Below are 21411 nucleotides of genomic sequence, written 5' to 3' on the forward strand. Positions count from 1 at the left end.
CCAGCCCGGTCCAGCCCGGTCCAGCCCGGTCCAGCCCGGTCCAGCCCGGTCCAGCCCGGTCCGAGAGGTCTCAGGGCCGTTCGGCGCGCGCCGCCGTCACTGTCGCCTCGATCCCGTCCAGCAGCACCCCCAGCCCCACCCGGAACGTCTCCCGCGCCTCCCGCTCCGGATACGGCATCGCGTCCTGGCCGTCACGCGCCCGGTACGGCTCCGGCGCCCCGTCCCGCTCCAGCCCGATCACCGCCGGAAAGCGTTCCGCGAAGTCCGGGACCAGCTCCGTGAGAGCCGCCGAGCGCGCCGCCCACCACTCCTCGTCGGAGCTTCCGGTCGCCGTCGCGGCCCGTCGCGCGTCCGCCACCGTCCGCGCCGAGCCCTGCACCAGCGGGAACAGCGTCCCCACCAGCCGCCGCACCGTCCCGGGCGGCAGCCCGGTCGCGCCGAGCAGCCGGACCAGCGTGTCCAGGTTCGCGTACTCGTGCGGCCCCAGCACCGGCCGCGCCTGCGAGACCTGGAGCACCCACGGGTGGCGGACATAGAGCTCCAGCACCTCGCCCGCCCAGGCGGTGACCGGCCCCCGCCAGCCGTCCGACTCCGGGTACACGGACGGGAGTTCGGCGTGGACCGCGTCGTACATCAGGTCCAGCAGCTCGCTCTTGCCCGGGACGTGCGTGTAGAGCGCCATCGCCGTCCGCCCGAGCCGCTCGCCGACCGCCCGCATCGACAGGGCCGCCATGCCGTCCTCGTCCGCGACCGCGACGGCCGCCGCCACGATGGCGTCCACGCTCAGCCGGGGCTTGGGCCCGGGGCCGACGCGCGGCGGTGCGGCGACCTCCGCGCGCCAGAGCAGGGAGAGGGAGCGGCGGGCGTCGCCCTGCCCGGCAAAGACCACCACTTGCGACTCCTTACGTCATAAAGTAACTTCGGCCAGGCAATGCTTTACTCCGTAAAGGTATCAGGGGAAGAGGTGTCGGCCCATGGGTCAGGCCCCGTCGGTCATGCCGGTCAGCCATGTACGGGTCACCGGGGTCGAACGGATCACCCCGCGTACCGCCCGGGTCACCTTCACCGGCGACGCGCTGCCCGGGCTCATGGAGAACCGCCCCGACCAGCAGATGAAGCTGTGCCTGCCGCGCGAGGGGCGGAGCGTGGCGGCCGGGCTGCTGCCGGAGCAGGACGCCGAGGACACGTACGGCATGCGCTGGTACGAGGCGTTCCTCGCGATCCCGGAGGCGCGGCGGCCCTGGCTGCGCAGCTTCACCGTCCGCTCCTACGACCGTGAACGCAACGCGATGGCCGTCGACTTCGTGCTCCACGGGGATCTCCACGGCGATCTCCACGGCAGCCTCCACGGCAACGGCGGGCCCGCCGCGCGCTGGGGTGCCGCCGCCCGCCCCGGTGATGTGCTCGGCATGGTCGGCCCGTCGTCCCTCTACGCCCGGCCGCTGCCCGCCGCCGAGCGCATCCTCCTCGCCGGGGACGAGTCCGCCCTCCCGGCCCTCGCCACCGTGCTGGAGGCGCTGCCGCCCGGGACCCGGGCGCTCGTGTACGCCGAGGTCGCGGACGCTGCGGAGGAGCGCGAGCTGCCCGCCGCCGCCGGAGGGGCCGAGGTGCGCTGGGTGCACCGGGACCGGGGCGGCTCGCTGGTGGCAGCCGTACGGGAGGCCGGTGCGGAGCTCGACGGGGTGGGCGCGGCCTGGGTGGCGGGGGAGGCGTCGGCGGTGCGGGCGCTCCGCCGCCATCTGGTGGGGGAGCGCCGACTGCCCAAGAAGAACGTCGAGTTCAGCGGCTACTGGCGGCGCGCGCTCACCCAGGACGACGCCCCGACCGAGGAGGACCTCGCCTGGGCGGCGGAGCGGGCCGCCGACGCCTCGTAGGAGCGGCTCAGGCGGCCCCCGCTCCCCGGACCGCCCGGCCCGCCAGCACCGACGTCCGCCTGCCGTCCTCCATGACGAACCGGCCGTCGATCAGCACGTGCGGGATGCCCACCGGCAGCGTGCGCGGCTCCTCGAACGTGGAGCCCGCCGCCACCGTCCCCGGGTCGAAGAGCACCAGGTCCGCGCGGTACCCCTCGCGCACCAGGCCCCGGTCCGCCAGCCGCAGCCGGGCGGCCGGGCGCGAGGTCAGGTGGGCGACGCACTCCTCCAGCGAGAGGATGCCCAACTCCCTGACGTATCGCCCGAGATACTGCGGAAACGTGCCGTACGCCCTCGGGTGCGGCTTGTCCCCCTGGAGGATGCCGTCGCTGCCGCCCGTGTGCACGCGGTGGCGCATGATCTGCTGGACGTTCTCCTCATGGCCCACATGCTGGAGGATCGTCGTCCCGAGCCGGTCCTCGGTGAGCAGCCGCCGCGCGGTCACCCAGGGCTCCTCGCCGCGCAGTGCCGCCGACTCCGCCACCGTACGGCCCACGTACGCGGACAGGTGCGGGGCGCTGACGCCGGAGATCTCGATGGTGTCCCATTCGATCGGCACCCCGTGGCAGCCGTCCGAGCCGAGCACCTCCAGGTGGTGCCGTATCTTCTCGGCGCTCGCCGCGTCCGCGAGCCGGGTGAGGATCGACTCCGGGCCGCCCTCGCCCGCCCAGCTCGGCAGCATCGCCACGAGCGTGGTGCAGCCGGGGGTGTACGGGTAGGTGTCGAGCGAGATGTCGGCCCCGGCGGCCAGCGCGCCGTCCAGCAGGGCCAGCAGGTCGGGTGCCCGTCCCTTGTTCACGCCGAAGTTCATGGTGGCGTGGGCGAGATGGAGGGCACAGTCGGCGTTCCGCGTGAGCCGCACCATCTCCTCGTACGCTTCGAGCGCACCCGCCCCGTAACTGCGGTGGTGCGGGCAGTAGTAGCCGCCGTGACGGGCCACCACCCGGCAGAGTTGGGTGAGTTCGGCATCGTCCGCGTACATCCCTGGGGTGTACGTCAGCCCGGACGACATGCCGACCGCGCCCTCGCGCATGCCCTGGTCCACCAGTTCCCGCATCCGGGTCAGTTCGGCCTCCGTGGCGGGACGGTCGTCCCAGCCGACCGCGTACATCCGGACCGTGCCCTGCGGGATCAGATAGGCGGCGTTGACCGCGATGCCCTCGCCGCCGAAGTTGCGGTCCAGGCGGTCCAGATAGCCGCCGACCGTACGCCAGTCGAAGTCGATGTCGGAGCCGTCGCCGTTCCAGCCGGTGATGGAGCGCCGGACCTCGGCCAGCGTGCGGTCGTCGACCGGGGCGTACGACAGACCGTCCTGGCCCAGGACTTCGAGCGTGACGCCCTGCGCCGCCTTCGCGCTGTGGTCCGGGTCGCGCAGCAGCGCCAGATCGCTGTGCGCGTGCATGTCGATGAAGCCGGGGGCCAGCGCGAGGCCGTCGGCGTCGACCGTGCGGGTGGCGGTGGGGCGGGGGCCGGGGGCGGACTCGGGGTGGATCTCGGCGATCCGCCCGCCGTCGACCGCCACATCGGCGCGGTAGGCGGGCTCGCCCGTGCCGTCGACGACGAGCGCGTCACGCAGGACCAGGTCCATGGATGGCCTTTCGGAGTACGGGAGTCGACGGCTCAGAAGAACGTGCGGATGTAGTCCGCGACCGTGCCGTCCGCCTCCACCAGCGGGATCAGCTGCCACTTGTCGAAGCTGGTGCAGGGGTGCGAGAGGCCCATGCCGACCCAGTCACCCACCTCCAGCTCGGCCCCCGGCTCCGTACGGACCCAGGTGTGCTGGTCGGAGAGACCGGTGACGGAGATCCCGGTGGCGGGGCGCACCGAGCCGTCCCGGGCGGAGCGGACCACCTGCGCCTCGGGGAGGTCCAGGTCGTACGCCGCGTCCCGCTTGCCCGCGTTGAGGAACGCCTGCTCGCCGGAGGGGCGGGAGACGACCTGGGCCCAGAGGCGGAAGGCGGGCTCCAACGCGCCTTCCCCGGGGACGCGGTTGAACGGGGTGAGGTGCTTGTAGTGCCCGTCGTCGTGGGACACGTACGCACCGGAGCGCAGCAACTTCAGTACGGGAGCGCCCAGTTCGGGAATCTCCGCGAAGACGTCCGCGACCGCGTCGAACCAGGCGCTGCCGCCCGCGCTGATCACGATCTCCCCGGCCCCGGCGAACCGCTTCTCGCCGTCGAAGGCGGCCGCCAGTGCGACGAGGCGCCGCAGCCACTCCCGTACGCGCTCCGGATCGGCGTCCGGCACCTCGCCCTCGTACCCGGCCACGCCCACCAGGCGCAGCGACCCGGCCGCCGCCACCGCGTCCGCCACCGCCGCGCAGTCGGCCTCGGTGCGGGCCCCGGTCCGCGCGCCCTCGCCCGCGCCGAGCTCCACGACCACATCGAGGGGGCGGGTGGCGCCCGCCGCGCTCAGGGCCTCCTCCATCAGCTCGACCCCGCGCACGGAGTCGACGTAACAGACGAAGCGGAACTCCGGGTCGGTGCTCAGCTCACCGGCCAGCCAGCGCAGCGCCACCGGATCGACCAGCTCGTTGGCGAGGAAGATCCGCCCGATCCCGTACGCCCGGTAGACCCGTGCCTGGTGCGGCACGGCGGCCGTGATGCCCCAGGCGCCGCGCCGGAGCTGGTCCGCGAAGAGCTGCGGGGCCATCGATGTCTTGCCGTGCGGGGCGAAGGCGAGGCCGTGGCGCTCGGCGTACGCCTCCAGGACGGCGAGGTTGTGCTCGACCGACTCGGCGGAGAGGGCGAGGACGGGGGTGGTGAACCCGCCGGTGAAGAGGTTGCGGCGCTCGGCGGCGAGGGTCCCGACGGTCAGGCCCTCCGCGTCGGGCGGCAGCGCCTTGAAGCGGTGGTCGACGCGCTCCTCGGCGAGACCGGCGGCCAGTTTCGCGGTGTGGTCGGTGGGGTGTTCGGCTGCCAAGGGGAGCTCCTCGAAGTTCGTTGCATCATGTGCAACACCCATTGCGCATATCGCTCAACGCTGTCTAACATCCGAGCCGACGCCCGGTCAATGGTGACCATCGGCCCGCACGTGTATATGACCACCGGCGTTCATGGTGACCACCGGCCCGCACGCCGAACCAGCGAGGAGCCCTCAGTGTCCGGACCCGCAGCAGGGACGGCCCGCGCCGCCACGACCACCACCGATGTCGTCTGTCTCGGTGAGTCCATGGTGACGTTCCTGCCCTCGCAGCCCGGCCGCCTCGCCGATGTGCCGTCCTTCGGGCGCGGGATCGGGGGCGCCGAGTCCAACGTGGCCTGCGCGCTCGCCGCCGCCGGGCACCGGGTGGCGTGGGTGGGGCGGGTCGGCGCGGACGGCTTCGGCGACCATCTGGTCGAGACGATCTCCGGGTACGGGGTCGACACGTCGGCCGTCCGCCGGGACCCGGCCCGCCCGACGGGCATCTACTTCCGTACGGCGGCCGACCGGGGCACCGGCACGCACGAGGTGGCGTACTACCGGGCGGGTTCGGCGGCCTCCGCGATGTCGCCGGAGAACATGCCGTACGAGCATCTCCTCGCGGGCCGCGTCCTGCACCTGTCCGGGATCACGGCCGCGCTCTCCGCCGGCTGCCTGGCGCTGCTGCGGGACCTGACGGCTCCGCGCGCAGCCCGTCCGCTGGTGTCGTTCGACGTGAACCATCGGCCGCACCTGTGGCGGGACGGCGATGCCTCCGTGCTGCTGGAGCTGGCCCGCCGCTGTGACCTGGTGTTCGTGGGGGAGGACGAGGCGGAGGAGACGTGGGGGATCGTGGGCGCGGAGGCGGTACGGGAGGCGCTGCCGGAGCCTTCCGTGGTGGTGGTGAAGCGGGGGAGTGCGGGGGCGACGGTGTTCTCCTCGGGGCGCCACCCCGGAGCCCGCTCCGCAAACGCCGAAGGGGCCGACACGGCCCCCACTGCCCCTGCCTCCCCTGCCTCCCCCGCCGTGGCTTTCGGCCCCGACACCGTCACTGACGTCCCCGCCCTCCGTGTGGATGTCGTCGCCGCCGTCGGGGCAGGGGACGCGTTCGCCGCCGGGTTCCTCTCCGCGACCCTGCGGGACCTGCCCGTACGGGACCGGGTCCGGCACGGTCACCTGATGGCCGCCGCCGCCCTCACCGCGCCCGGCGACCTCGCCGACCCGCCCGCCCGCGACCACGCCGACCGCCTCGTCGCCCTCGACGACGCCGCCTGGGGGAGACTTCGTCTCGGCCCCGGCTGGACCGCAGCCGACCGGGCCCCCGAGGAGGTACGTACGCCATGAGCCAGACCGTCGACCGGGCACTCAGCATCCTGCCGCTGCTCGCCCAGGGCCCCGCCGACCTCGGCCAGGTCGCCGAGCGGCTCGGCGTCCACAAGTCCACGGCGCTGCGCCTGCTGCGTACGCTCCACGAGCACGGGCTCGTCTACCGCCAGCAGGATCAGCGCTACCGCCTCGGCGCCCGGCTCTTCGCGCTCGCGCAGGAGGCCGTGGAGAACCTCGACGTACGCGAGATCGCCCACGCCCACCTGGTCGAGCTGAACGACCGGTGCGGGCACACCGTGCACCTCGCCGTCTACGAGGAGCAGGAAGTCCTCTACATCGACAAGGTCGAGAGCCGCTACCCGGTCCGGATGTACTCGCGGATCGGCAAGCCCGTCGCGATCACCGTCGCGGCCGTGGCCAAGCTGCTGCTGGCCGACCTCACCGAGCCCGAGCGGCGCGCGATCGCCGAGAAGCTCGACTACCCCATGTACACGTCCCGTTCGACGCCGAACGCGGCCGCCTTCCTCAAGGAGCTGGCCGTCGTCCGCGAACAGGGCTGGGCCACCGACCTCGGTGGCCACGAGGAGTCCATCAACTGCATCGGCGCCCCCATCCGGGGCGCGGACGGCCGGGTCGTCGCGGCCATGTCGGTCTCCGCACCGAACGTGGTCGTCACGGCCGAGGAACTCCTCACCCTCCTCCCGCTGGTCCGGCGCACCGCCGAGACCATCAGCCGGGAGTACTCCGGCTCCGGCACCAACCGACCCAAGAAAGTCTGATCAGCCATGACCGAGAAGATCGCGCTCACCCCGTCCACGCACACCACGCCCCCGGCGAAGTTCTCGCACGGCGTGAAGAAGGGGAACATCCTCCAGGTCGCCGGCCAGGTCGGCTTCCTCCCGGCGGTGGCGGGCCAGGCCCCGACCCCGGCCGGCCCCACCCTGCGCGAGCAGACCCTCCAGACCTTCGCCAACGTCAAGGCGATCCTGGAGGAGGGCGGCGCGAGCTGGGACGACGTGATGATGATGCGCGTCTACCTCACGGACGTGGACCACTTCGCGGAGATGAACGAGATCTACAACGCGTACTTCGCCGAGCAGAACCTCAAGGAGGCCCCGTCGGCGCGGACGACGGTCTACGTGGGCCTGCCCAAGGGCCTGCTGATCGAGATCGACGCGCTGGCGGTACTGAGCTGAGGGTCCGGCTGAGCTGACGGCTTCGGCTCGGCTGACCGTTCCCTGTTCCACCGAAGGCCCAGGCCCAGGCCCAGGTCCAGGCCCAGGCCCAGGCCCAGATTCAGGTCCAGGCCCAGGCCCAGATTCAGGTCCAGGCCCAGGCCCAGGCCCAGGCCCAGGCCCAGATTCAGGTCCAGATCCAGGTTCTGCCGCACTGATCGCCTTGTTCCACCCGCAGCAACTCTCCAACCCGCCGTACGGCACGGCGCCCCGTCCCCCGGGGGCGCCGTGCCGCGCTCCGCCCTGCCCTCCCTCCAGCACCATCGGAGTCCCCCCATGCCCCTCGCCGCCACCCCACCGCCGGTCGAGACCCCACCGCACACCGGTGGCCTGCTCCTCCTGATCGACGGCACAGCCGGTCTGCTGACCGTCGCCGCGCTCGGTATCGCGCTCCTCCTCTTCCTGATCATCAAGGTCAGACTCCAGCCGTTCGTCGCCCTGTTGGCCGTCTCCATAGCCGTCGGCCTCGGCGCCGGGCTCTCGGTCACCGAACTCTTCGGCACCGTGCAGAAATCCGCCGCCGCCTCGGTCATCGAGTCCGGCATGGGCGGCATCCTCGGCCATGTGGCGATCATCATCGGGCTCGGTACGATGCTCGGCGCGATCCTCGAAGTGTCCGGCGGGGCCGAGGTGTTGAGCGCCCGCCTGCTGAACCTCTTCGGCGAGAAGCGCGCCCCGCTCGCGATGGGCCTGACGGGTCTGATCTTCGGTATCCCGGTCTTCTTCGACGTGGGCATCTTCGTCCTCGCGCCGATCGTGTACGCGGCCGCCAAGCGGTCCGGGAAATCGGTCCTGCTCTATGCGATGCCGCTGCTGGCGGGCCTGTCGATGACCCACGCGTTCCTGCCCCCGCACCCGGGCCCGGTGGCCGCCGCCGGACTCTTCAACGTGTCGCTGGGCTGGGTCATCCTGATGGGCGCGGTCGTCGGCATCCCGTCCGTGCTGGCCGCCTGGGCGTACGCCTCCTGGATCGGGAAGCGGATCTTCGTCGACGTACCGCAGGACATGGTGGACGCCGCCGCCGAGGCCAAGGAGGCCGTCGCCGCCGAACAGCGGGCGGCGGGCGTCACGCCGTACGAGAAGCCGGTGCCGCTCGCCACGGTCCTCGCGATCATCGGAACCCCGCTGATCCTGATCCTCGCCGCGACCTTCTCCTCCATCGCGCTGAACCCTTCGACTCTCCGCTCGGTCGTGGAGTTCTTCGGCAACCCGTTCGTGGCCCTGACGATCGCGCTGTTCCTCGCGTACTACCTGCTGGGTATCCGCCGGGGCTGGTCCCGCACGTCCCTGGAGTCGGTCTCCACGTCCTCGCTCAAGCCCGTCGGCAACATCCTGCTGGTGGTCGGCGCGGGCGGCGTCTTCGGCGCCGTACTCAAGGGCAGCGGCATCGCGGACGCGCTGGCCGACACGTTCAACGACGTGGGCCTGCCGGTCATCCTGCTCGCCTGGCTGATCTCGGTCGTGCTGCGCGTCGCCCAGGGCTCGGCCACCGTCGCGATCGTCACGACGGCGGGAATCGTGGTCCCGCTGGTCGAGGGCCAGGATCTGTCCCAGGCCCACCTGGCGCTGATCATCATGGCGATCTCGGCGGGCTCGATCTTCGCCTCGCACGTGAACGACGGCGGCTTCTGGATGGTGTCGAAGTACTTCGGCATCTCGGAACGCGACACACTGAAGTCCTGGACGGTGCTGGAGACGGTGCTGTCGGTGGCGGGCTTCGCGGTGGCGGCACTGCTGAGCCTGATGATCTAGGGCCTTACGGTGTGCGCCCCCGGGGGGCCGTTCAGACGGCCATGACCTGGACGTCGTACCGCGGAATCCACTGGTCGCGGGTCACGATGGTCATTCCCTCGGTCTGCGCCTGGGCGACCAGTATCCGGTCGAAGGGGTCGCGGTGCAGGGCAGGCAGCCTGCCCGCCCGGACCCCGTGTCCCGCGGTGATCGGCAGCGCCGTGAACTGGCTGTCGCGTACGCGCTCCGCCAGGTCGTCCGGGCCGTCGAGCTTGCCCAGGGACTGCTTGATGGCGATCTCCCACGCGGACACCGCGCTGAGGTGGACGGAGGGTTCCGTGTCGAGGAGGCCCTTGACCTGATCGGACAGCTCGTCGGAATCCCCGAGCCACCAGAGGACCACATGGGTGTCGAGCAGCAGGCGCATCAGCGCATCCCGAAGGCATCGGCGATGTCGTCCGGCAGCTCGTCGAAGTCGTCGGCGATGTGGATACGCCCTGCCAGCGACCCGCGCCCGGTCCTCCTGACCTTCGGACGCAGGGGCACCACCTTGGCGACCGGCTCGCCGGCCTTGCTGATGACGACTTCTTCGCCGGTGGCGACTTGCTCCAGGATGCGGGAGAAGTGCGTCTTGGCCTCGTGCACGTTGTATTGACGGGCTGCTTCCACGGCTGCCTCACCAAGGGGGGAAGGGGTGGACTAAGTACTGGACTAAAGGCTACCTCAGGCTGACGGAAGCCACCTGGAACTACCTCCCGAGCCCCCCGGGGGCCATTCCTGGCGACGACCCCCGGCCCCCGCCCATTCCCCGCACGCCCCCTTGTGCGGTCCCGCCGATTGCGCTTCCTTGATCGGCATGGCGGAGACAAGAGCAACCACAGGGACAGGGGAGCAGACCTCCCGACCACGTAAGTCCAGCTGGAAGTACATCGGCCCCGGCATCGTTGTCGCGGCGACCGGGGTCGGGGCTGGTGACCTGGTCGCGACCCTCGTCGCGGGCAGCAAGTTCGGGTACACGCTCATGTGGGCGGCGGTGATCGGCTGCCTCGTCAAGATCTCGCTCGCCGAGGCGGCCGGGCGCTGGCACCTGGCGACCGGACGCACGCTCTTCGACGGCTGGCGCAGCCTCGGCGCGTGGACGACCGTCTACTTCGCGATCTACGTCGTCGTCTGGGGCTTCATCTACGGCGCGACCGCCATGTCCTCCAGCGCCCTGCCCATCGTGGCGCTCTTCCCGGACGGGCCGGGGCTGAAGTTCTGGGCGATCGTGACCGGGCTGACCGGGCTGGCCTTCGTCTGGTTCAATCGGTACGCCGTCTTCGAGAAGGTCATGACGGTCCTGGTCGGCATCATGTTCGTGGTGGTCGTCTACGTGGCCGCCCGGGTGGTGCCGGACGTGGGTGCCTCGTTCGCCGGGCTCGTCCCCGTACTGCCGGACGGCTCGCTGCTCTACACCCTCGGGCTGATCGGCGGCGTCGGCGGCACGATCACGATGGCGGCCTACGGTTACTGGGTGAACGCCAAAGGCTGGAGCAACTCCTCCTGGATGAAGGTGATGCGGCTCGACAACCGGGTCGCCTACCTCACCACCGGCATCTTCGTCGTCGCCATGCTGATCGTCGGCGCCGAACTGCTGCACGCCTCGCAGCTCGCCCTCACCTCCGGCGACCGCGGACTGATCGACCTCGGCACGATCCTGGAGGACCGCTTCGGCCCGTCGACCGCCACGCTCTTCCTGGTCGGCTTCTTCGCCACCTCCTTCTCGTCGCTGATCGGCGTCTGGCACGGGGTGAGCCTGATGTTCGCCGACTTCGTGGAGCGGTTCCGCGCCCCGGCGGACCGGGAGAAGGAACACGCGGGCCCGGCCGTCGTCGACCGCCAGCAGCGCTCGCGGCCCTTCCGCGCCTACCTCCTCTGGCTGACCTTCCCGCCGATGACCCTCCTCTGGCTGGACGAACCCTTCGGCCTGGTCATCGCGTACGGGGTGCTCGGCGCGTTCTTCATGCCGTTCCTCGCCCTGACCCTGCTCTGGCTGCTCAACTCCTCCCGTACGCCCAGGGAATGGCGCAACAGCTGGCTCAGCAACGGGATGCTGGCCCTCGCGGGGCTGCTGTTCATCGTGCTCTGCGTCCAGCAGGTGCGCGAACTGCCCTGGTGATTCCGGGGACAGCCCGGGAAACGCGGCAGCGCCGCCGGGGGAGCGGCGGCGCTGCGGGTCGGGGGGTGGCTGTGTTCGGTGCGGGAGGAGCTGCCGAGGAGTTACGGCAGGTTGCGGACGTGCGGGCCGACCGCCTTCGACCAGGCGAACCCGGCCGTCGCGTCCCAGTTGGTCGACCAGGTCATCGCGCCGCGCAGCGACGGGTAGGTCTTCGAGGGCTTGAAGGAACCGCAGTTGGTGCCCCTGGTCAGGCAGTCCAGGGCGGCGTTCACGACCGACGGGGCGACGTATCCGCTGCCCGCGCCACGGGTGGAGGCCGGGACACCGATGCCGACCTGGGACGGGTCGAGGCCGTTCTCCAGCTGGATGCAGGCGAGCGCGGTGAGGAAGTCCACCGAACCCTGGTGGTAGACCTTGCCGTCGCAGCCGAGCATCGAACCGCTGTTGTAGTACTGCATGTTGACGACGGTCAGGATGTCCTTGACGTTGAGCGCCGTCCTGAAGTAGTCGGCCGACGTCGTCTGCATGTCGATCGTCTGCGGGGCCATCGTGAGGACGAGTCCGGGGCCCGCCTTTGCCGACAGCTGGCGCAGCGCCTTCGTCATGTAGGTGGCGTTGAGACCGTTCTCCAGGTCGATGTCGACCCCGTTGAAGCCGTAGTCCTGCATCAGCGCGTAGACCGAGTCGGCGAACGCGGTGGCGGAGGCGTCGTTGTCGACCCGGACCGTGCCCAGTTCGCCGCCGATCGAGATGATGACGTTCTTGCCCTGGGCCTGCTTGGTCTTGATGTCCGCCCGGAACTGGGCGTCCGTGTAGCCGTTCAGCCCGGCCGTGTCGAGGTTGAAGGTCACCGCGCCCCGCGTCGGCGTGGCGTCCGCGAAGGAGACCGCGATGATGTCGTAGTCGGCCGGCACGTCGGTGAGCTTCTGGACGGCCGCGCCGTTGTTGAAGTTCTGCCAGTAGCCGGTCACCGCGTGCTTGGGCACCGCGGGGCCGGGGCCGGGGCCCGTACCGGGCTTGGCCGTACGGGCGCTGACGGCGGCGGACTTGACCGACTCACCGGCCGCGTTGGTGGCGCTCACGGAGAACTGGTACGCCGTGTCGGCGGCCAGCCCCGTGACGGTCGCCGAGGTTCCGGTGGAGGTGGTGGCCTGCACACCGTCCCGGTACACCTTGTAACCCGCGGCGCCCGAGACCGCGTTCCAGGACAGGGCGACCGAGGAGGTCGTCGTGGCGCCCGCGGTGAGACCGGCGGGGGCCGCCGGGATGACCGGGCCGGGGCCGTCGCCGCCCCCGCCGCCGTCGGGTCCCGTCACCTCGATGTCGTCGGCGAAGTAGGCGGACTGCCCGTACCAGCCGTGGGTGTAGACGGTCACCGACGTGGTGCTGGCCCCGGTCCGGAAGCTGGTGGACAGCTTGGTCCAGGTGGTGGAGCCCGGCGTCCAGGTGGAGACGTCGGTCGTTCCGCTGCCGGTCACACCGAGGTAGGCGTAACCGCCCTGCACCCAGGAGCTCAGCGCGTACGTCGAGTTGGGCTTCACGGCCACGGTCTGCGAGCACTTGGCGTTGTCGTGTCCGGCCGGGGTGGCCTTCAGCGCGGACGTGCCGCTGCGCACGGGGGAGGAGACGGTGCTCCCGCTGCCCCCGGTACAGGACCAGTTGGCGAGCCCCGACTCGAAGCCGGCGTTCTTGGCGTTGTTGACGTCGGCGGCCTGGGCGGTGGAGACGAGTCCGGTGACGGTCAGGGCGCCTGCCGCGATGACGGCCACCGCGCCGCCGAGGAACGGCCGGGCGTGGTGCCTTCTGCGTCTGCTGCCTGCGGAGCGTTGCACGTGAGCCTCCGTGGGGGAGTTGGTGGTGCGTGGCGGGGGTGGTGCGGTGGTGGTGCGGGCGTTGCCGGACGGGCGGGGTGCGCGGCGGTGGTGACGGGGAAGGGCCGCGCGGTGGGGCGGGGTGAGGCGGGGGTGGAACCTTGCGGGGCGGAACCTTGCGGGGTGGTGCGGTCCCTGGGGCGGTACGGAACCTTGCCGGGCGGTACGGAACCTTGCGGGATGCGGGATGCGGGTGGAGCCGGGGCGGTGGCCACCGCTGGCGGATAAACTGGTCCAGACCAATCAAGTTGTCAAGACCTCTGGCAGTGAAAGGGACTTCGACAGGAGGTGGGGCAGGGTCCGGGGCGGAGTTTCTTTACCCGGAGATGACCTGCCGCCCGTGCCCCCGCCACCCCCACGGGTGATCTTGCGGAAGGTCTCCGTACCGTGACGAGAACCGCCCGCCGAAATGATCCGGTACGCGCCTGTATCCGCCTTGACGTGCGGGAATGGAAGTGTGACCGGATTCTGGACGGGGGGTTCGGTAACGCTCCGCAGTGGTAGGTCAGTTGGGTGGAATCGATTTCGTCCTGTTTGCCACCCGACCCCCGTACGAACGGTGTTCGCATGATGACGCACTGGTCCCCGAGAACTGTTCTCTGCCTGGTGAGACGTGGCTAAAGTGCTGAGGCAGGAGCACGGAGCAGGAGCGATTGCGGCCGACGTCTCGACGGCGGCCGGAGCCGAACGGGGAAGAGCGTGCCGACCGCGATAGCAGTGACGAGTGCAGATCTGGTGCTGCCGCCCACCGATCAGCAGACACCGACCGCGGCCCTGCTCCAGGCCCCCGAGGACCAGGCGCTGGAGCAGGCGATCGGCGATATGCACCTGCTGCTGGAGCAGCACGGATATGTGATCGCCCTCTACCCGTCCGGTATCCGCCCCGAGCACGAACGCCGCCTCCACGCCATCCGCTCGGTCCTGGAGAGCGACCGGATCGCCCTGGTCAAGGTGGACCTGCCGCCCCTGGGTGTCGCCGTACTGGTGCGCCAGTTACGGCAGTTGTCCATCTGCGACTTCAGCCCTGGGGTGATCGCCTCCGCCGCCCGGCTGCTGTCGCACTACATCTACGCGGGCGCCCTGCTCAACTCGGTCGCCAAGCTCGACCGGGTCCCGGTCGGCCTCAAGAGCCACGCCAGGTCCTGGGTCCCCGGCTCCCAGTTCGCCGTGCTCGCCGGACCCGAACCGCAGCTCATCAAGGTGGGCCCGGTCGCGGAACCGCTGGCCGGGCCCACCTTCCGTACCCATCTCCTCGTTGCCAGAGGGCAGTTGCCGTCCGAGTGGGTGCAGGAGACCCTCGCGCCCGCCTGGCAGGTCCAGGCCGTACAGGAGACGGGCGTACCCGCCGACTCCCCACGCTGGTGGGGCACGGCGAAGCTGGTGGAGTTCGCCGCCCACCTCCCGGACATCTCCGTGCTGTACCAACTGGTCGCCTCCGTACGGCGCGAGAAGTGCCACTGGTGCGAGATGGAACTCATCGGCGACCGCTGCGCCTTCTGTTCCTCCCCGCTCACCGCCCCGCTCGCCCCCTCCCACACCGCCGCGCCCGCCGCGCCCCGAGCCGCCCTCGAGAGCCGCACACCCTCCACCGGCCCCCTCCAGCTGGAAGCCGGCAGACTCTCCGGCCCCTAGCCCCCCGCCCGGCCCGGGCCCCGGCCCCCGGCCCGTACCGCCTCACGCGCCTCCCTCTCCGTCTCCGCCCGCTGCCCTACGCACCCGATCCGCCGCCGATCCGCCCCCGCTCCCCACCTGGTACGCCCTCCCGCTCCACACCCGCATACGCACCCGATTCGCATCCGATCCGAACGAGGTTGTCCGGCCATGAACTCCCGCCAGCGCCGCGGCGTGATACTCCTGCTCCTGTCGGTCCTGTGTGCCTTCGGTGCCTTCGCCGGAGTGCTCTCGGTGATCAGCGATGTGAACGCGAAGGTCGGACCCGAAGTCACCGCCTACCAGCTGAAGACCGACGTGGCCCCCTATACGGCCCTGCGCGGCGGCCAGTTCGAGAAGATCTCGATGCCCAAGCGCTGGCTCTCGGAGAACGCGGTGACCGACCTGCGGGAGGTCGAGTCGAAGATCGCCGTCACCCACCTCCGCAAGGGCTCGCTGCTCCAGTCGGACATGATGGTCCGCAAACCCGAACTCCGTGCCGGTGAGCAGGAGATCGCCATCATGATCGACGCCGCCACCGGGGTCGCGGGCAAGATCACACCGGGCGCCACGGTCAACATCTACGCCACCTTCGCCGGGGAACAGCGGGAGGACGGCGCCCCCGCCCAGTCCAAGGTCATCGTCTCCAACGCCAAGGTGCTGGAGGTCGGCAAGCTCACCGCGCTGGAGCCGACCGGCGACGAACGCCGCAGCCAGGTCACCGAGGCCGTGCCGATCACCTTCGCCCTGAACACCCTGGACACCCAGCGCATCGCCTACGCCGAGTCCTTCGCGGAGCACGTACGTCTCGCACTCGTCGCCCCGGGCAGCGACGGCACCATCCGCCCGGGAGACCGCACCTACACGCTCGACAAGGACAAGTGAGGATCGGATGACCACCAGAATCCTCCCGGCCGTGGGCGACCCCGACGCGGCCCGCTCCGTCATCACCCTGCTCAGCCAGCTCCCCGACGCCGAACCCGCAGGCCCGGTCACCGACTCGACCCAGCTGATCGACACCTTGGCACGTCTCGCGGGCGAGGCCCTCGACGAGCTGCCCGAAGTGGTGCTGGTGCACGAGCGGATCGGCCCGGTCCCCGCGCTGGAGCTGATCCGGGAGGTCTCCCTGCGGTTCCCCTCCGTCGGGGTCGTCATGATCACCACGGACGTCGGACCCACCCTCTTCGCCGACGCGATGGACTCCGGCGCGCGCGGTCTGGTCACCCTCCCGGTGGGGTACGAGGAACTTGCCAACCGGGTCCAGGCCGCCGCCCAGTGGTCGACCGGCGTACGCCGTCATCTCTCCTCCGGCGGTGACGTCTTCACCGGCCCCGGCGGCACGGTCGTCACGGTCACCGGCGCCAAGGGCGGTGTCGGCGCCACGGTCACCGCCATCCAACTCGCCCTGGCCTCCCAGGCGTCCGGCCACACCGTCGCCCTGGTCGACATGGACCTCCAGACCGGCGACATCGCCTCGTTCCTCGACGTACAGTTCCGGCGCTCGCTCGTCGACCTCGCCCTGATCGCCGACATCTCGCCCCGGGTCCTCTCCGACGCGGTCTTCTCCCACTCCACCGGCCTCGCCCTGCTGCTGGCCCCCGGCGAGGGCGAGCGCGGCGAGGAGGTCAGCGACCGGTCGGCCCGCCAGATCGTCAGCGCCCTGCGCTCCCGGTACGAGGTCGTCGTCATCGACTGCGGCGGCCAGATGAACGGCGCCAACGCCGCCGCCATCGAGATGGCCGACGTGGCCCTGCTGGTGACGACCCCGGACGTGGTCGCGGTGCGCGGCGCGAAACGCATCGTACGGATGTGGGAACGGCTCCAGATCCGCAAGGCGGAGGAGACGGTCACCCTCGTCAACCGCTTCACCCGCAACACCGAGATCCAGCCGACCCTGATCCAGAAGATCACCGGCACCCGGGTCGCCTCCGCGGCGGTCCCCGCCAACTTCAAGGAGCTCCAGGCGTCCATCGACTCCGGCCGTCTGCACGAGCTGGACGCCAAGAGCACGGTCAAGCAAGCACTTTGGAGCCTGGCCGGAGAGCTGGGCATCGTCAGGCCGAGCGCCACCGCCAAGAAGGGCGGCGCCCTGGCCAGGAGGAACAGCGGCACCTTCAAGAACGACCGAGGCTCGATCGGCCGCCCGCGCCGCCGACGTGCCGGGCCCGCCGACTCCGAGGGGACACGTTGAGCGATGACGACCACCACCACAAGGACGGCTCGCAGCGGTATACGGGGGCTCCGAACTCTCCGGGTCCCCCGAACCCTCCGGAGAGATGACCGGGGGCAGACCGCGATCGAGTTCCTCGGCATGACCCCCTTCATCATCCTGATCATGCTGGTGCTCTGGGAGTGCGCCCTGATCGGCTACACGTTCAGCCTCGCGGGCAACGCGGCGGACGTGGGCGCGCGGAAGGGGAGCGGAGCGGAGTCCGGGGCCGGGGCGGCCTGCGAGGCGGGTGCGCGGGAGGACCTGCCCGCCGCCTGGGCGGGCGCGGCCGATGTGCGGTGCGGGCCGAGCGGCGGCCTGTACGAGGCGAAGGTGCGGCTCAAGGTTCCGGTGCTGGTGCCGGGGCTGTTCGACCTGAACACCCACATCACGGGCGAAGCCGGATCGCCGAGGGAGGACTGAGTGATGACGGCCACCGTGAACGCACCACCGCAGGCCGGCACCCGAGGAACGGACCGGAGGACGGGCCGGGACACGGGCCGGGGGATGGGCCGGGGGATGGGCCGACGTACGGGTCGGCACACGAGCCGCGACCGGGACCCGGGCCTGCGCAGGGACCGGCACACGAGCCGGACCCGGAGCCGGGGCATGCGCCGACTCCGGGACCCGGGCATGCGCCAGCTCCGGGACCCGGGCATGCGCCGGAGCCGGGCCCGGAGCCGGGGCACCCGCCGGGACCGGGGCCAGGTGGCCCTGGAGTACCTCGGCTTCCTCCCCCTGCTCCTCCTCGTCGCCCTGCTGGCCATCCAGCTCGGCCTCGCCGCCTACGCCGCCAACCAGGCGGGCACGGCCGCCCGCGCCGGAGCCCGTACGGCGGCGAGCCACGACGCCCAGGGCGACCCGGGCTCCACGGCGCGCAGCGCGGTGAGCGGCTGGCTGGCCGACGGCGGGTTCAGCTACCGCCAGAGCGGCTACCGGGACATCACCGCCACCGTCGCGATCAAGGTCCCCTCGCTCGTCCCCGGTATCGGCCCCTGGACGGCGACCCGGAGCGCCACGATGCCGCGCGAGTGACCCCGTACGGGCACACCCGCGCGAGTGACCCCACTGCGGGGACACCCGGGCGAGTGACCTCGTACGGAGACATCCGCACGAGCGACCCCACTACGGGACACCCGCCACACCCGCCACACCCCGCTTCACGCGCTACAGCGAGGAGAGTTACGCAGATGAGCCTGCGGGCACGCATGAGCGCCCCGGACGAGCCCGGCGGCGCCCGGGAGGACGGCCACCTGGTGGCCGTCTACCGGGCCAAGCTCCTGGAGGAGATCGACCTCGCGGAGATGTCCTCGCTGGCCGCCGCCGACCGGCGGGCCCGTCTGGAGCGCGTACTCGGCCACATCATCAGCCGTGAGGGCCCCGTCCTCTCCACCGTCGAACGCGCGCAGCTGATCCGGCGCGTCGTGGACGAGGCCCTCGGCCTCGGCATCCTGGAACCGCTCCTCGAGGACGCCTCCATCACCGAGATCATGGTGAACGGCCCCGACCAGATCTTCGTCGAGCGCAGCGGCAAGGTCGAGCAACTGCCCCTGCGCTTCGGCTCGCACGAGCAGCTGATGCAGACCATCGAACGCATCGTGTCAACCGTCAACCGCCGCGTGGACGAGTCGAATCCGATGGTCGATGCGCGGCTGCCCAGCGGCGAACGTGTCAACGTCATCATCCCGCCGCTCTCCCTGACCGGCGCGACCCTCACCATCCGCCGCTTCCCGCGCTCCTTCACCCTCCAGGAGATGATCGGCTTCGGCTCGCTGGACGAGCAGATGCTGATCCTGCTCGCCGGTCTCGTCCAGGCCAGGCTCAACATCATCGTTTCGGGCGCCACCGGCACCGGCAAGACGACGCTCCTCAACGCGCTCTCCGGGCTGATCCCGAACACCGAACGGATCGTCACCATCGAGGACTCCGCCGAACTCCAGCTCCAGCAGGGCCATGTGATCCGGCTGGAGTCCCGCCCGGCCAACGTCGAGGGCAAGGGCCAGGTCACCATCCGCGACCTGGTCCGCAACTCCCTGCGGATGCGCCCCGACCGCATCGTCGTCGGTGAGGTCCGCGGCGGCGAGTCCCTCGACATGCTCCAGGCGATGTCCACCGGCCATGACGGCTCGCTCGCCACCGTCCACGCCAACAGCGCCGAGGACGCGCTGATGCGTCTCCAGACCCTCGCCTCCATGTCGGAGGTCGAGATCCCCTTCGAAGCCCTGCACGACCAGATCAACAGCGCCGTCGACGTGATCGTCCAGCTCACCCGGCACGCCGACGGCACCAGGAAGATCACCGAGATCGCGGTGCTCGACTCGCACGGCCGCGACCCGTACCGGATCGTGACCGTCGCCCGGTTCGACGCCCGGCCGATGGCCGCCGACGGCCGGATCTACGGCCGCTTCCAGTACCTGCCGCTGCCCCGCAGGATCGCCGACCGCCTCTACCTGGCGAGCCAGCCCGTCCCGCAGGCGTTCGGCATCGCCGAGAGCACCCACCAGCTCGCCACCCGAGAGGCCAACTAGGTACCGAGCCATGGACAACGTCAACCTCCCCCTGGTCACCGTGGGCGTCACCCTGGTCGCCTGTGTGCTCGGCGTGATGGGCCTGTACGCCTACTCCGGCGGCAAGGCCGACCGCGACGCGCTGGTCGAGCGGCTCTCCCACGTCGGCCAGATCCCCGAGACGGGCCGCCGACGCCGGTTCAGGGGCCTGGACCGCAGGCTCCGGGCCACCGCGCTCGGCCGGAAGCTGGAGCTGAAGCTCGCCGCGACCGGTATGGAGCTCACCCCCGGCGAGTTCTTCGTCTACGCCCTCGTCGCGATGGCCGGACTGTGGATGATCGCGTCCTCCCTGCTCGCGGCCTTCTTCGGCCCGGTCGCCGCGCTGATCGGCCTCTGGGGAACCAACGCCTTCCTCAACTGGCAGCGGACCAGGCGCACGGAGCGCTTCATCAACCAACTCCCCGAACTCTCCCGCATCCTGGCCAACGCCACCCAGGCGGGCCTGTCCCTGCGCACCGCACTCTCCATGGCCGCAGAGGAGTTGGAGGACCCGGCGGGCGAGGAGCTGGCGCGCGTCGCGAGGCGGCTGGCCGTCGGCGAGTCCCTGGACGAAGCGCTGAGCGAACTGACCGACCGCCTGCCCTCCCGTGAACTCGTCGTCCTCGTCACCACGTTGGTGCTCTCCAACCGGGCCGGCGGTACGGTCGTGAGCTCCCTGCGCAACCTCACCGAGACGCTGGAGGAGCGCAAGGAGACCCGCCGCGAGGTCAAGACCCAGCTCTCCCAGGTCACCGTCACCGCCTACGCCGTACCGGTCTTTGGCATCGGCGCGATGCTCCTGATGAACGCGGTCATGCCGGGCGCCCTGGACCGGATGACGGGGGCCTTCATCGGCCAGGTGGCGGTGATCGTGGCCATCGCCCTGTACGCGGTCGGCTTCGTGGTCATCCGCCGCCTGTCCCGTATCGACGTCTGACACCGGGTCCGACACCAGAAGAAAGGGGGGACGGACATGGATCTGCTGCTGGCCCTGGTCGTGGGCCTTGCCGTCTACGGGGCCATCCACGGCATCCGGATGTACCGCGCCGACGCCAAGCTCCCCGGCGACCTCGCCATCGCCCTCGAATCCGGCTCCACGCGCACGGGCGCGGTGGGCTCCGGCATCGACCGGCTCGGCATCCGCTGGGCACCGATGGTGCTGCGGATGATGGGCCCCAAGGCGGTCAACAGGAAGCGCCGCCAGATCGACCTGGCCGGAAACCCGGGCGGCCTCACCATCGACCGCTACGCGGCCCGCCGCGCGGTCTACGGCGCGCTCGGCCTCCTGGGCGCCTTCGCCATGCTCCTCCAGGGCCAGCTCTTCCTCGCGCTCCTCATGATCGCGTTCGGCCTGTTCTGGGTGGAGGCGGGCATCTGGTCGGCCATCCGCGTCCGCCGCGAGCACATCGAACGCACCCTCCCCGACTTCCTCGACGTCCTCGCCGTCGTCGTCTCCGCCGGACTCGGTTTCCGGCAGGCGCTGGACCGGGTGGCGGAGAAGTACGAGGGCCCCTGGTCCGACGAACTGCGCATCACCCTGCGCCAGATGGACATGGGCGTCAGCCGCCGCCAGGCGTTCGAGGAGCTGCGCAGGCGCAACGACTCGGAGCAGGTCGCGATGTTCGTCACCACGCTCCAGCAGGGCGAGGAACTGGGCGCGCCCATCGTCGAGACGCTCATCCAGATCGCCAACGACATGCGCCGCACCGACGCCCAGAACGCCCGCCGCAAGGCCGCCAGGGCGGTCCCGAAGGCGACGTTCGCGGTGACATCGTTCCTGCTGCCCGGCACGCTCGTTCTTCTCACGGTCGGATTCGTGTACGGAGCCGATGTCGACTTCTCGTTTCTCACGGGCGGCTGACATGAACGGC

20 protein-coding genes are annotated in these 21411 nt (G+C 71.0%); 14 read left to right on the forward strand and 6 right to left on the reverse strand.

All coding sequences use genetic code 11. The annotated features are described in order from the left end of the window. Nucleotides 1-70: 70 nt before the first annotated feature. Nucleotides 71-892 (reverse strand): TetR family transcriptional regulator, encoded by an 822-nt coding sequence (locus B7C62_23660; GenBank protein ID ARF74893.1) that lies wholly within the window; start codon nucleotides 890-892, stop codon nucleotides 71-73. Nucleotides 893-974: 82 nt separating this feature from the next. Here B7C62_23660 and B7C62_23665 point away from each other — a divergent pair, with 82 nt between their 5' ends. After that, nucleotides 975-1874, forward strand: a complete 900-nt coding sequence (locus B7C62_23665) for an NADPH-dependent ferric siderophore reductase (GenBank protein ARF74894.1) — start codon at nucleotides 975-977, stop codon at nucleotides 1872-1874. 7 nt (nucleotides 1875-1881) lie between these two features. Here B7C62_23665 and B7C62_23670 read toward each other — a convergent pair whose 3' ends face one another. Both B7C62_23670 and B7C62_23675 read right to left on the reverse strand, forming a co-directional pair. Then, nucleotides 1882-3501, reverse strand: coding sequence for an N-acyl-D-amino-acid deacylase (locus B7C62_23670; protein ARF74895.1), 1620 nt, complete (start codon nucleotides 3499-3501; stop codon nucleotides 1882-1884). Nucleotides 3502-3533: 32 nt separating this feature from the next. Continuing rightward, nucleotides 3534-4835 (reverse strand): amino acid deaminase, encoded by a 1302-nt coding sequence (locus B7C62_23675; GenBank protein ID ARF74896.1) that lies wholly within the window; start codon nucleotides 4833-4835, stop codon nucleotides 3534-3536. Between the two features lie 177 nt (nucleotides 4836-5012). On the opposite strand from B7C62_23675, the gene B7C62_23680 reads away from it, so the two are divergent. The 4 genes from B7C62_23680 to B7C62_23695 all read left to right on the forward strand — a co-directional run bounded on the left by B7C62_23680 (nucleotide 5013) and on the right by B7C62_23695 (nucleotide 9127). After that, the gene (locus B7C62_23680) at nucleotides 5013-6158 is read left to right on the forward strand and encodes a carbohydrate kinase (protein ARF74897.1); all 1146 of its coding nucleotides are present in this window, start codon (nucleotides 5013-5015) and stop codon (nucleotides 6156-6158) included. Then, nucleotides 6155-6919: an IclR family transcriptional regulator gene (locus B7C62_23685; protein ID ARF74898.1), complete on the forward strand. Its 765-nt coding sequence runs from the start codon at nucleotides 6155-6157 to the stop codon at nucleotides 6917-6919. Before B7C62_23680 ends, B7C62_23685 begins: the two co-directional genes overlap by 4 nt. A gap of 6 nt (nucleotides 6920-6925) precedes the next feature. Further along, entirely contained in the window at nucleotides 6926-7336 is a 411-nt protein-coding gene (locus B7C62_23690) for a reactive intermediate/imine deaminase (protein ID ARF74899.1), read from the forward strand. A 315-nt stretch (nucleotides 7337-7651) separates the two neighbouring features. Next, nucleotides 7652-9127 carry a permease gene (locus B7C62_23695; protein ID ARF74900.1) on the forward strand — a complete coding sequence of 492 codons (1476 nt, stop codon included), beginning with the start codon at nucleotides 7652-7654 and terminating at the stop codon, nucleotides 9125-9127. A 31-nt stretch (nucleotides 9128-9158) separates the two neighbouring features. On the opposite strand, the gene B7C62_23700 is transcribed toward B7C62_23695, so the two are convergent. Both B7C62_23700 and B7C62_23705 read right to left on the reverse strand, forming a co-directional pair. Then, entirely contained in the window at nucleotides 9159-9533 is a 375-nt protein-coding gene (locus tag B7C62_23700) for a twitching motility protein PilT (protein ARF74901.1), read from the reverse strand. After that, the gene (locus tag B7C62_23705) at nucleotides 9533-9775 is read right to left on the reverse strand and encodes a prevent-host-death protein (GenBank protein ARF74902.1); all 243 of its coding nucleotides are present in this window, start codon (nucleotides 9773-9775) and stop codon (nucleotides 9533-9535) included. Before B7C62_23705 ends, B7C62_23700 begins: the two co-directional genes overlap by 1 nt. A 187-nt stretch (nucleotides 9776-9962) precedes the next feature. Here B7C62_23705 and B7C62_23710 point away from each other — a divergent pair, with 187 nt between their 5' ends. Continuing rightward, the gene (locus tag B7C62_23710) at nucleotides 9963-11264 is read left to right on the forward strand and encodes an iron transporter (protein ARF74903.1); all 1302 of its coding nucleotides are present in this window, start codon (nucleotides 9963-9965) and stop codon (nucleotides 11262-11264) included. 101 nt (nucleotides 11265-11365) lie between these two features. Here B7C62_23710 and B7C62_23715 read toward each other — a convergent pair whose 3' ends face one another. Then, complete coding sequence (locus tag B7C62_23715; protein ID ARF74904.1) at nucleotides 11366-13096, reverse strand: chitinase; 1731 nt, start codon at nucleotides 13094-13096, stop codon at nucleotides 11366-11368. A 774-nt stretch (nucleotides 13097-13870) separates the two neighbouring features. On the opposite strand from B7C62_23715, the gene B7C62_23720 reads away from it, so the two are divergent. The 8 genes from B7C62_23720 to B7C62_23755 all read left to right on the forward strand — a co-directional run bounded on the left by B7C62_23720 (nucleotide 13871) and on the right by B7C62_23755 (nucleotide 21401). Continuing rightward, nucleotides 13871-14767 (forward strand): hypothetical protein, encoded by an 897-nt coding sequence (locus B7C62_23720; protein ARF74905.1) that lies wholly within the window; start codon nucleotides 13871-13873, stop codon nucleotides 14765-14767. A 189-nt stretch (nucleotides 14768-14956) separates the two neighbouring features. Next, nucleotides 14957-15670 carry a Flp pilus assembly protein CpaB gene (locus B7C62_23725; GenBank protein ID ARF74906.1) on the forward strand — a complete coding sequence of 238 codons (714 nt, stop codon included), beginning with the start codon at nucleotides 14957-14959 and terminating at the stop codon, nucleotides 15668-15670. A 7-nt stretch (nucleotides 15671-15677) separates the two neighbouring features. Then, complete coding sequence (locus B7C62_23730) at nucleotides 15678-16976, forward strand: septum formation initiator (protein ARF74907.1); 1299 nt, start codon at nucleotides 15678-15680, stop codon at nucleotides 16974-16976. Between the two features lie 3 nt (nucleotides 16977-16979). Continuing rightward, nucleotides 16980-17417, forward strand: a complete 438-nt coding sequence (locus tag B7C62_23735) for a septum formation initiator (protein ID ARF74908.1) — start codon at nucleotides 16980-16982, stop codon at nucleotides 17415-17417. A 285-nt stretch (nucleotides 17418-17702) separates the two neighbouring features. After that, nucleotides 17703-18029, forward strand: a complete 327-nt coding sequence (locus tag B7C62_23740) for a septum formation initiator (GenBank protein ARF77350.1) — start codon at nucleotides 17703-17705, stop codon at nucleotides 18027-18029. A 155-nt stretch (nucleotides 18030-18184) separates the two neighbouring features. Then, nucleotides 18185-19522 carry a secretion protein gene (locus B7C62_23745; GenBank protein ARF74909.1) on the forward strand — a complete coding sequence of 446 codons (1338 nt, stop codon included), beginning with the start codon at nucleotides 18185-18187 and terminating at the stop codon, nucleotides 19520-19522. Between the two features lie 10 nt (nucleotides 19523-19532). Continuing rightward, the gene (locus B7C62_23750; protein ARF74910.1) at nucleotides 19533-20477 is read left to right on the forward strand and encodes a hypothetical protein; all 945 of its coding nucleotides are present in this window, start codon (nucleotides 19533-19535) and stop codon (nucleotides 20475-20477) included. A gap of 36 nt (nucleotides 20478-20513) precedes the next feature. Further along, the gene (locus B7C62_23755) at nucleotides 20514-21401 is read left to right on the forward strand and encodes a hypothetical protein (protein ARF74911.1); all 888 of its coding nucleotides are present in this window, start codon (nucleotides 20514-20516) and stop codon (nucleotides 21399-21401) included. Nucleotides 21402-21411: the final 10 nt, after the last annotated feature.

The sequence above is a fragment of the Kitasatospora albolonga genome (assembly GCA_002082585.1).
Lineage (GTDB): Bacteria > Actinomycetota > Actinomycetes > Streptomycetales > Streptomycetaceae > Streptomyces > Streptomyces stephensoniae.

Coding starts and splice junctions, on each gene's coding strand:
- B7C62_23710 (ARF74903.1), top strand. CDS start 9,963: ATGGCGGAGACAAGAGCAACCACAGGGACAGGGGAGCAGACCTCCCGA.
- B7C62_23700 (ARF74901.1), bottom strand. CDS start 9,533: ATGCGCCTGCTGCTCGACACCCATGTGGTCCTCTGGTGGCTCGGGGAT.
- B7C62_23670 (ARF74895.1), bottom strand. CDS start 3,501: ATGGACCTGGTCCTGCGTGACGCGCTCGTCGTCGACGGCACGGGCGAG.
- B7C62_23695 (ARF74900.1), top strand. CDS start 7,652: ATGCCCCTCGCCGCCACCCCACCGCCGGTCGAGACCCCACCGCACACC.
- B7C62_23735 (ARF74908.1), top strand. CDS start 16,980: ATGACGACCACCACCACAAGGACGGCTCGCAGCGGTATACGGGGGCTC.
- B7C62_23755 (ARF74911.1), top strand. CDS start 20,514: ATGGATCTGCTGCTGGCCCTGGTCGTGGGCCTTGCCGTCTACGGGGCC.
- B7C62_23730 (ARF74907.1), top strand. CDS start 15,678: ATGACCACCAGAATCCTCCCGGCCGTGGGCGACCCCGACGCGGCCCGC.
- B7C62_23665 (ARF74894.1), top strand. CDS start 975: ATGGGTCAGGCCCCGTCGGTCATGCCGGTCAGCCATGTACGGGTCACC.
- B7C62_23725 (ARF74906.1), top strand. CDS start 14,957: ATGAACTCCCGCCAGCGCCGCGGCGTGATACTCCTGCTCCTGTCGGTC.
- B7C62_23690 (ARF74899.1), top strand. CDS start 6,926: ATGACCGAGAAGATCGCGCTCACCCCGTCCACGCACACCACGCCCCCG.
- B7C62_23685 (ARF74898.1), top strand. CDS start 6,155: ATGAGCCAGACCGTCGACCGGGCACTCAGCATCCTGCCGCTGCTCGCC.
- B7C62_23750 (ARF74910.1), top strand. CDS start 19,533: ATGGACAACGTCAACCTCCCCCTGGTCACCGTGGGCGTCACCCTGGTC.
- B7C62_23745 (ARF74909.1), top strand. CDS start 18,185: ATGAGCCTGCGGGCACGCATGAGCGCCCCGGACGAGCCCGGCGGCGCC.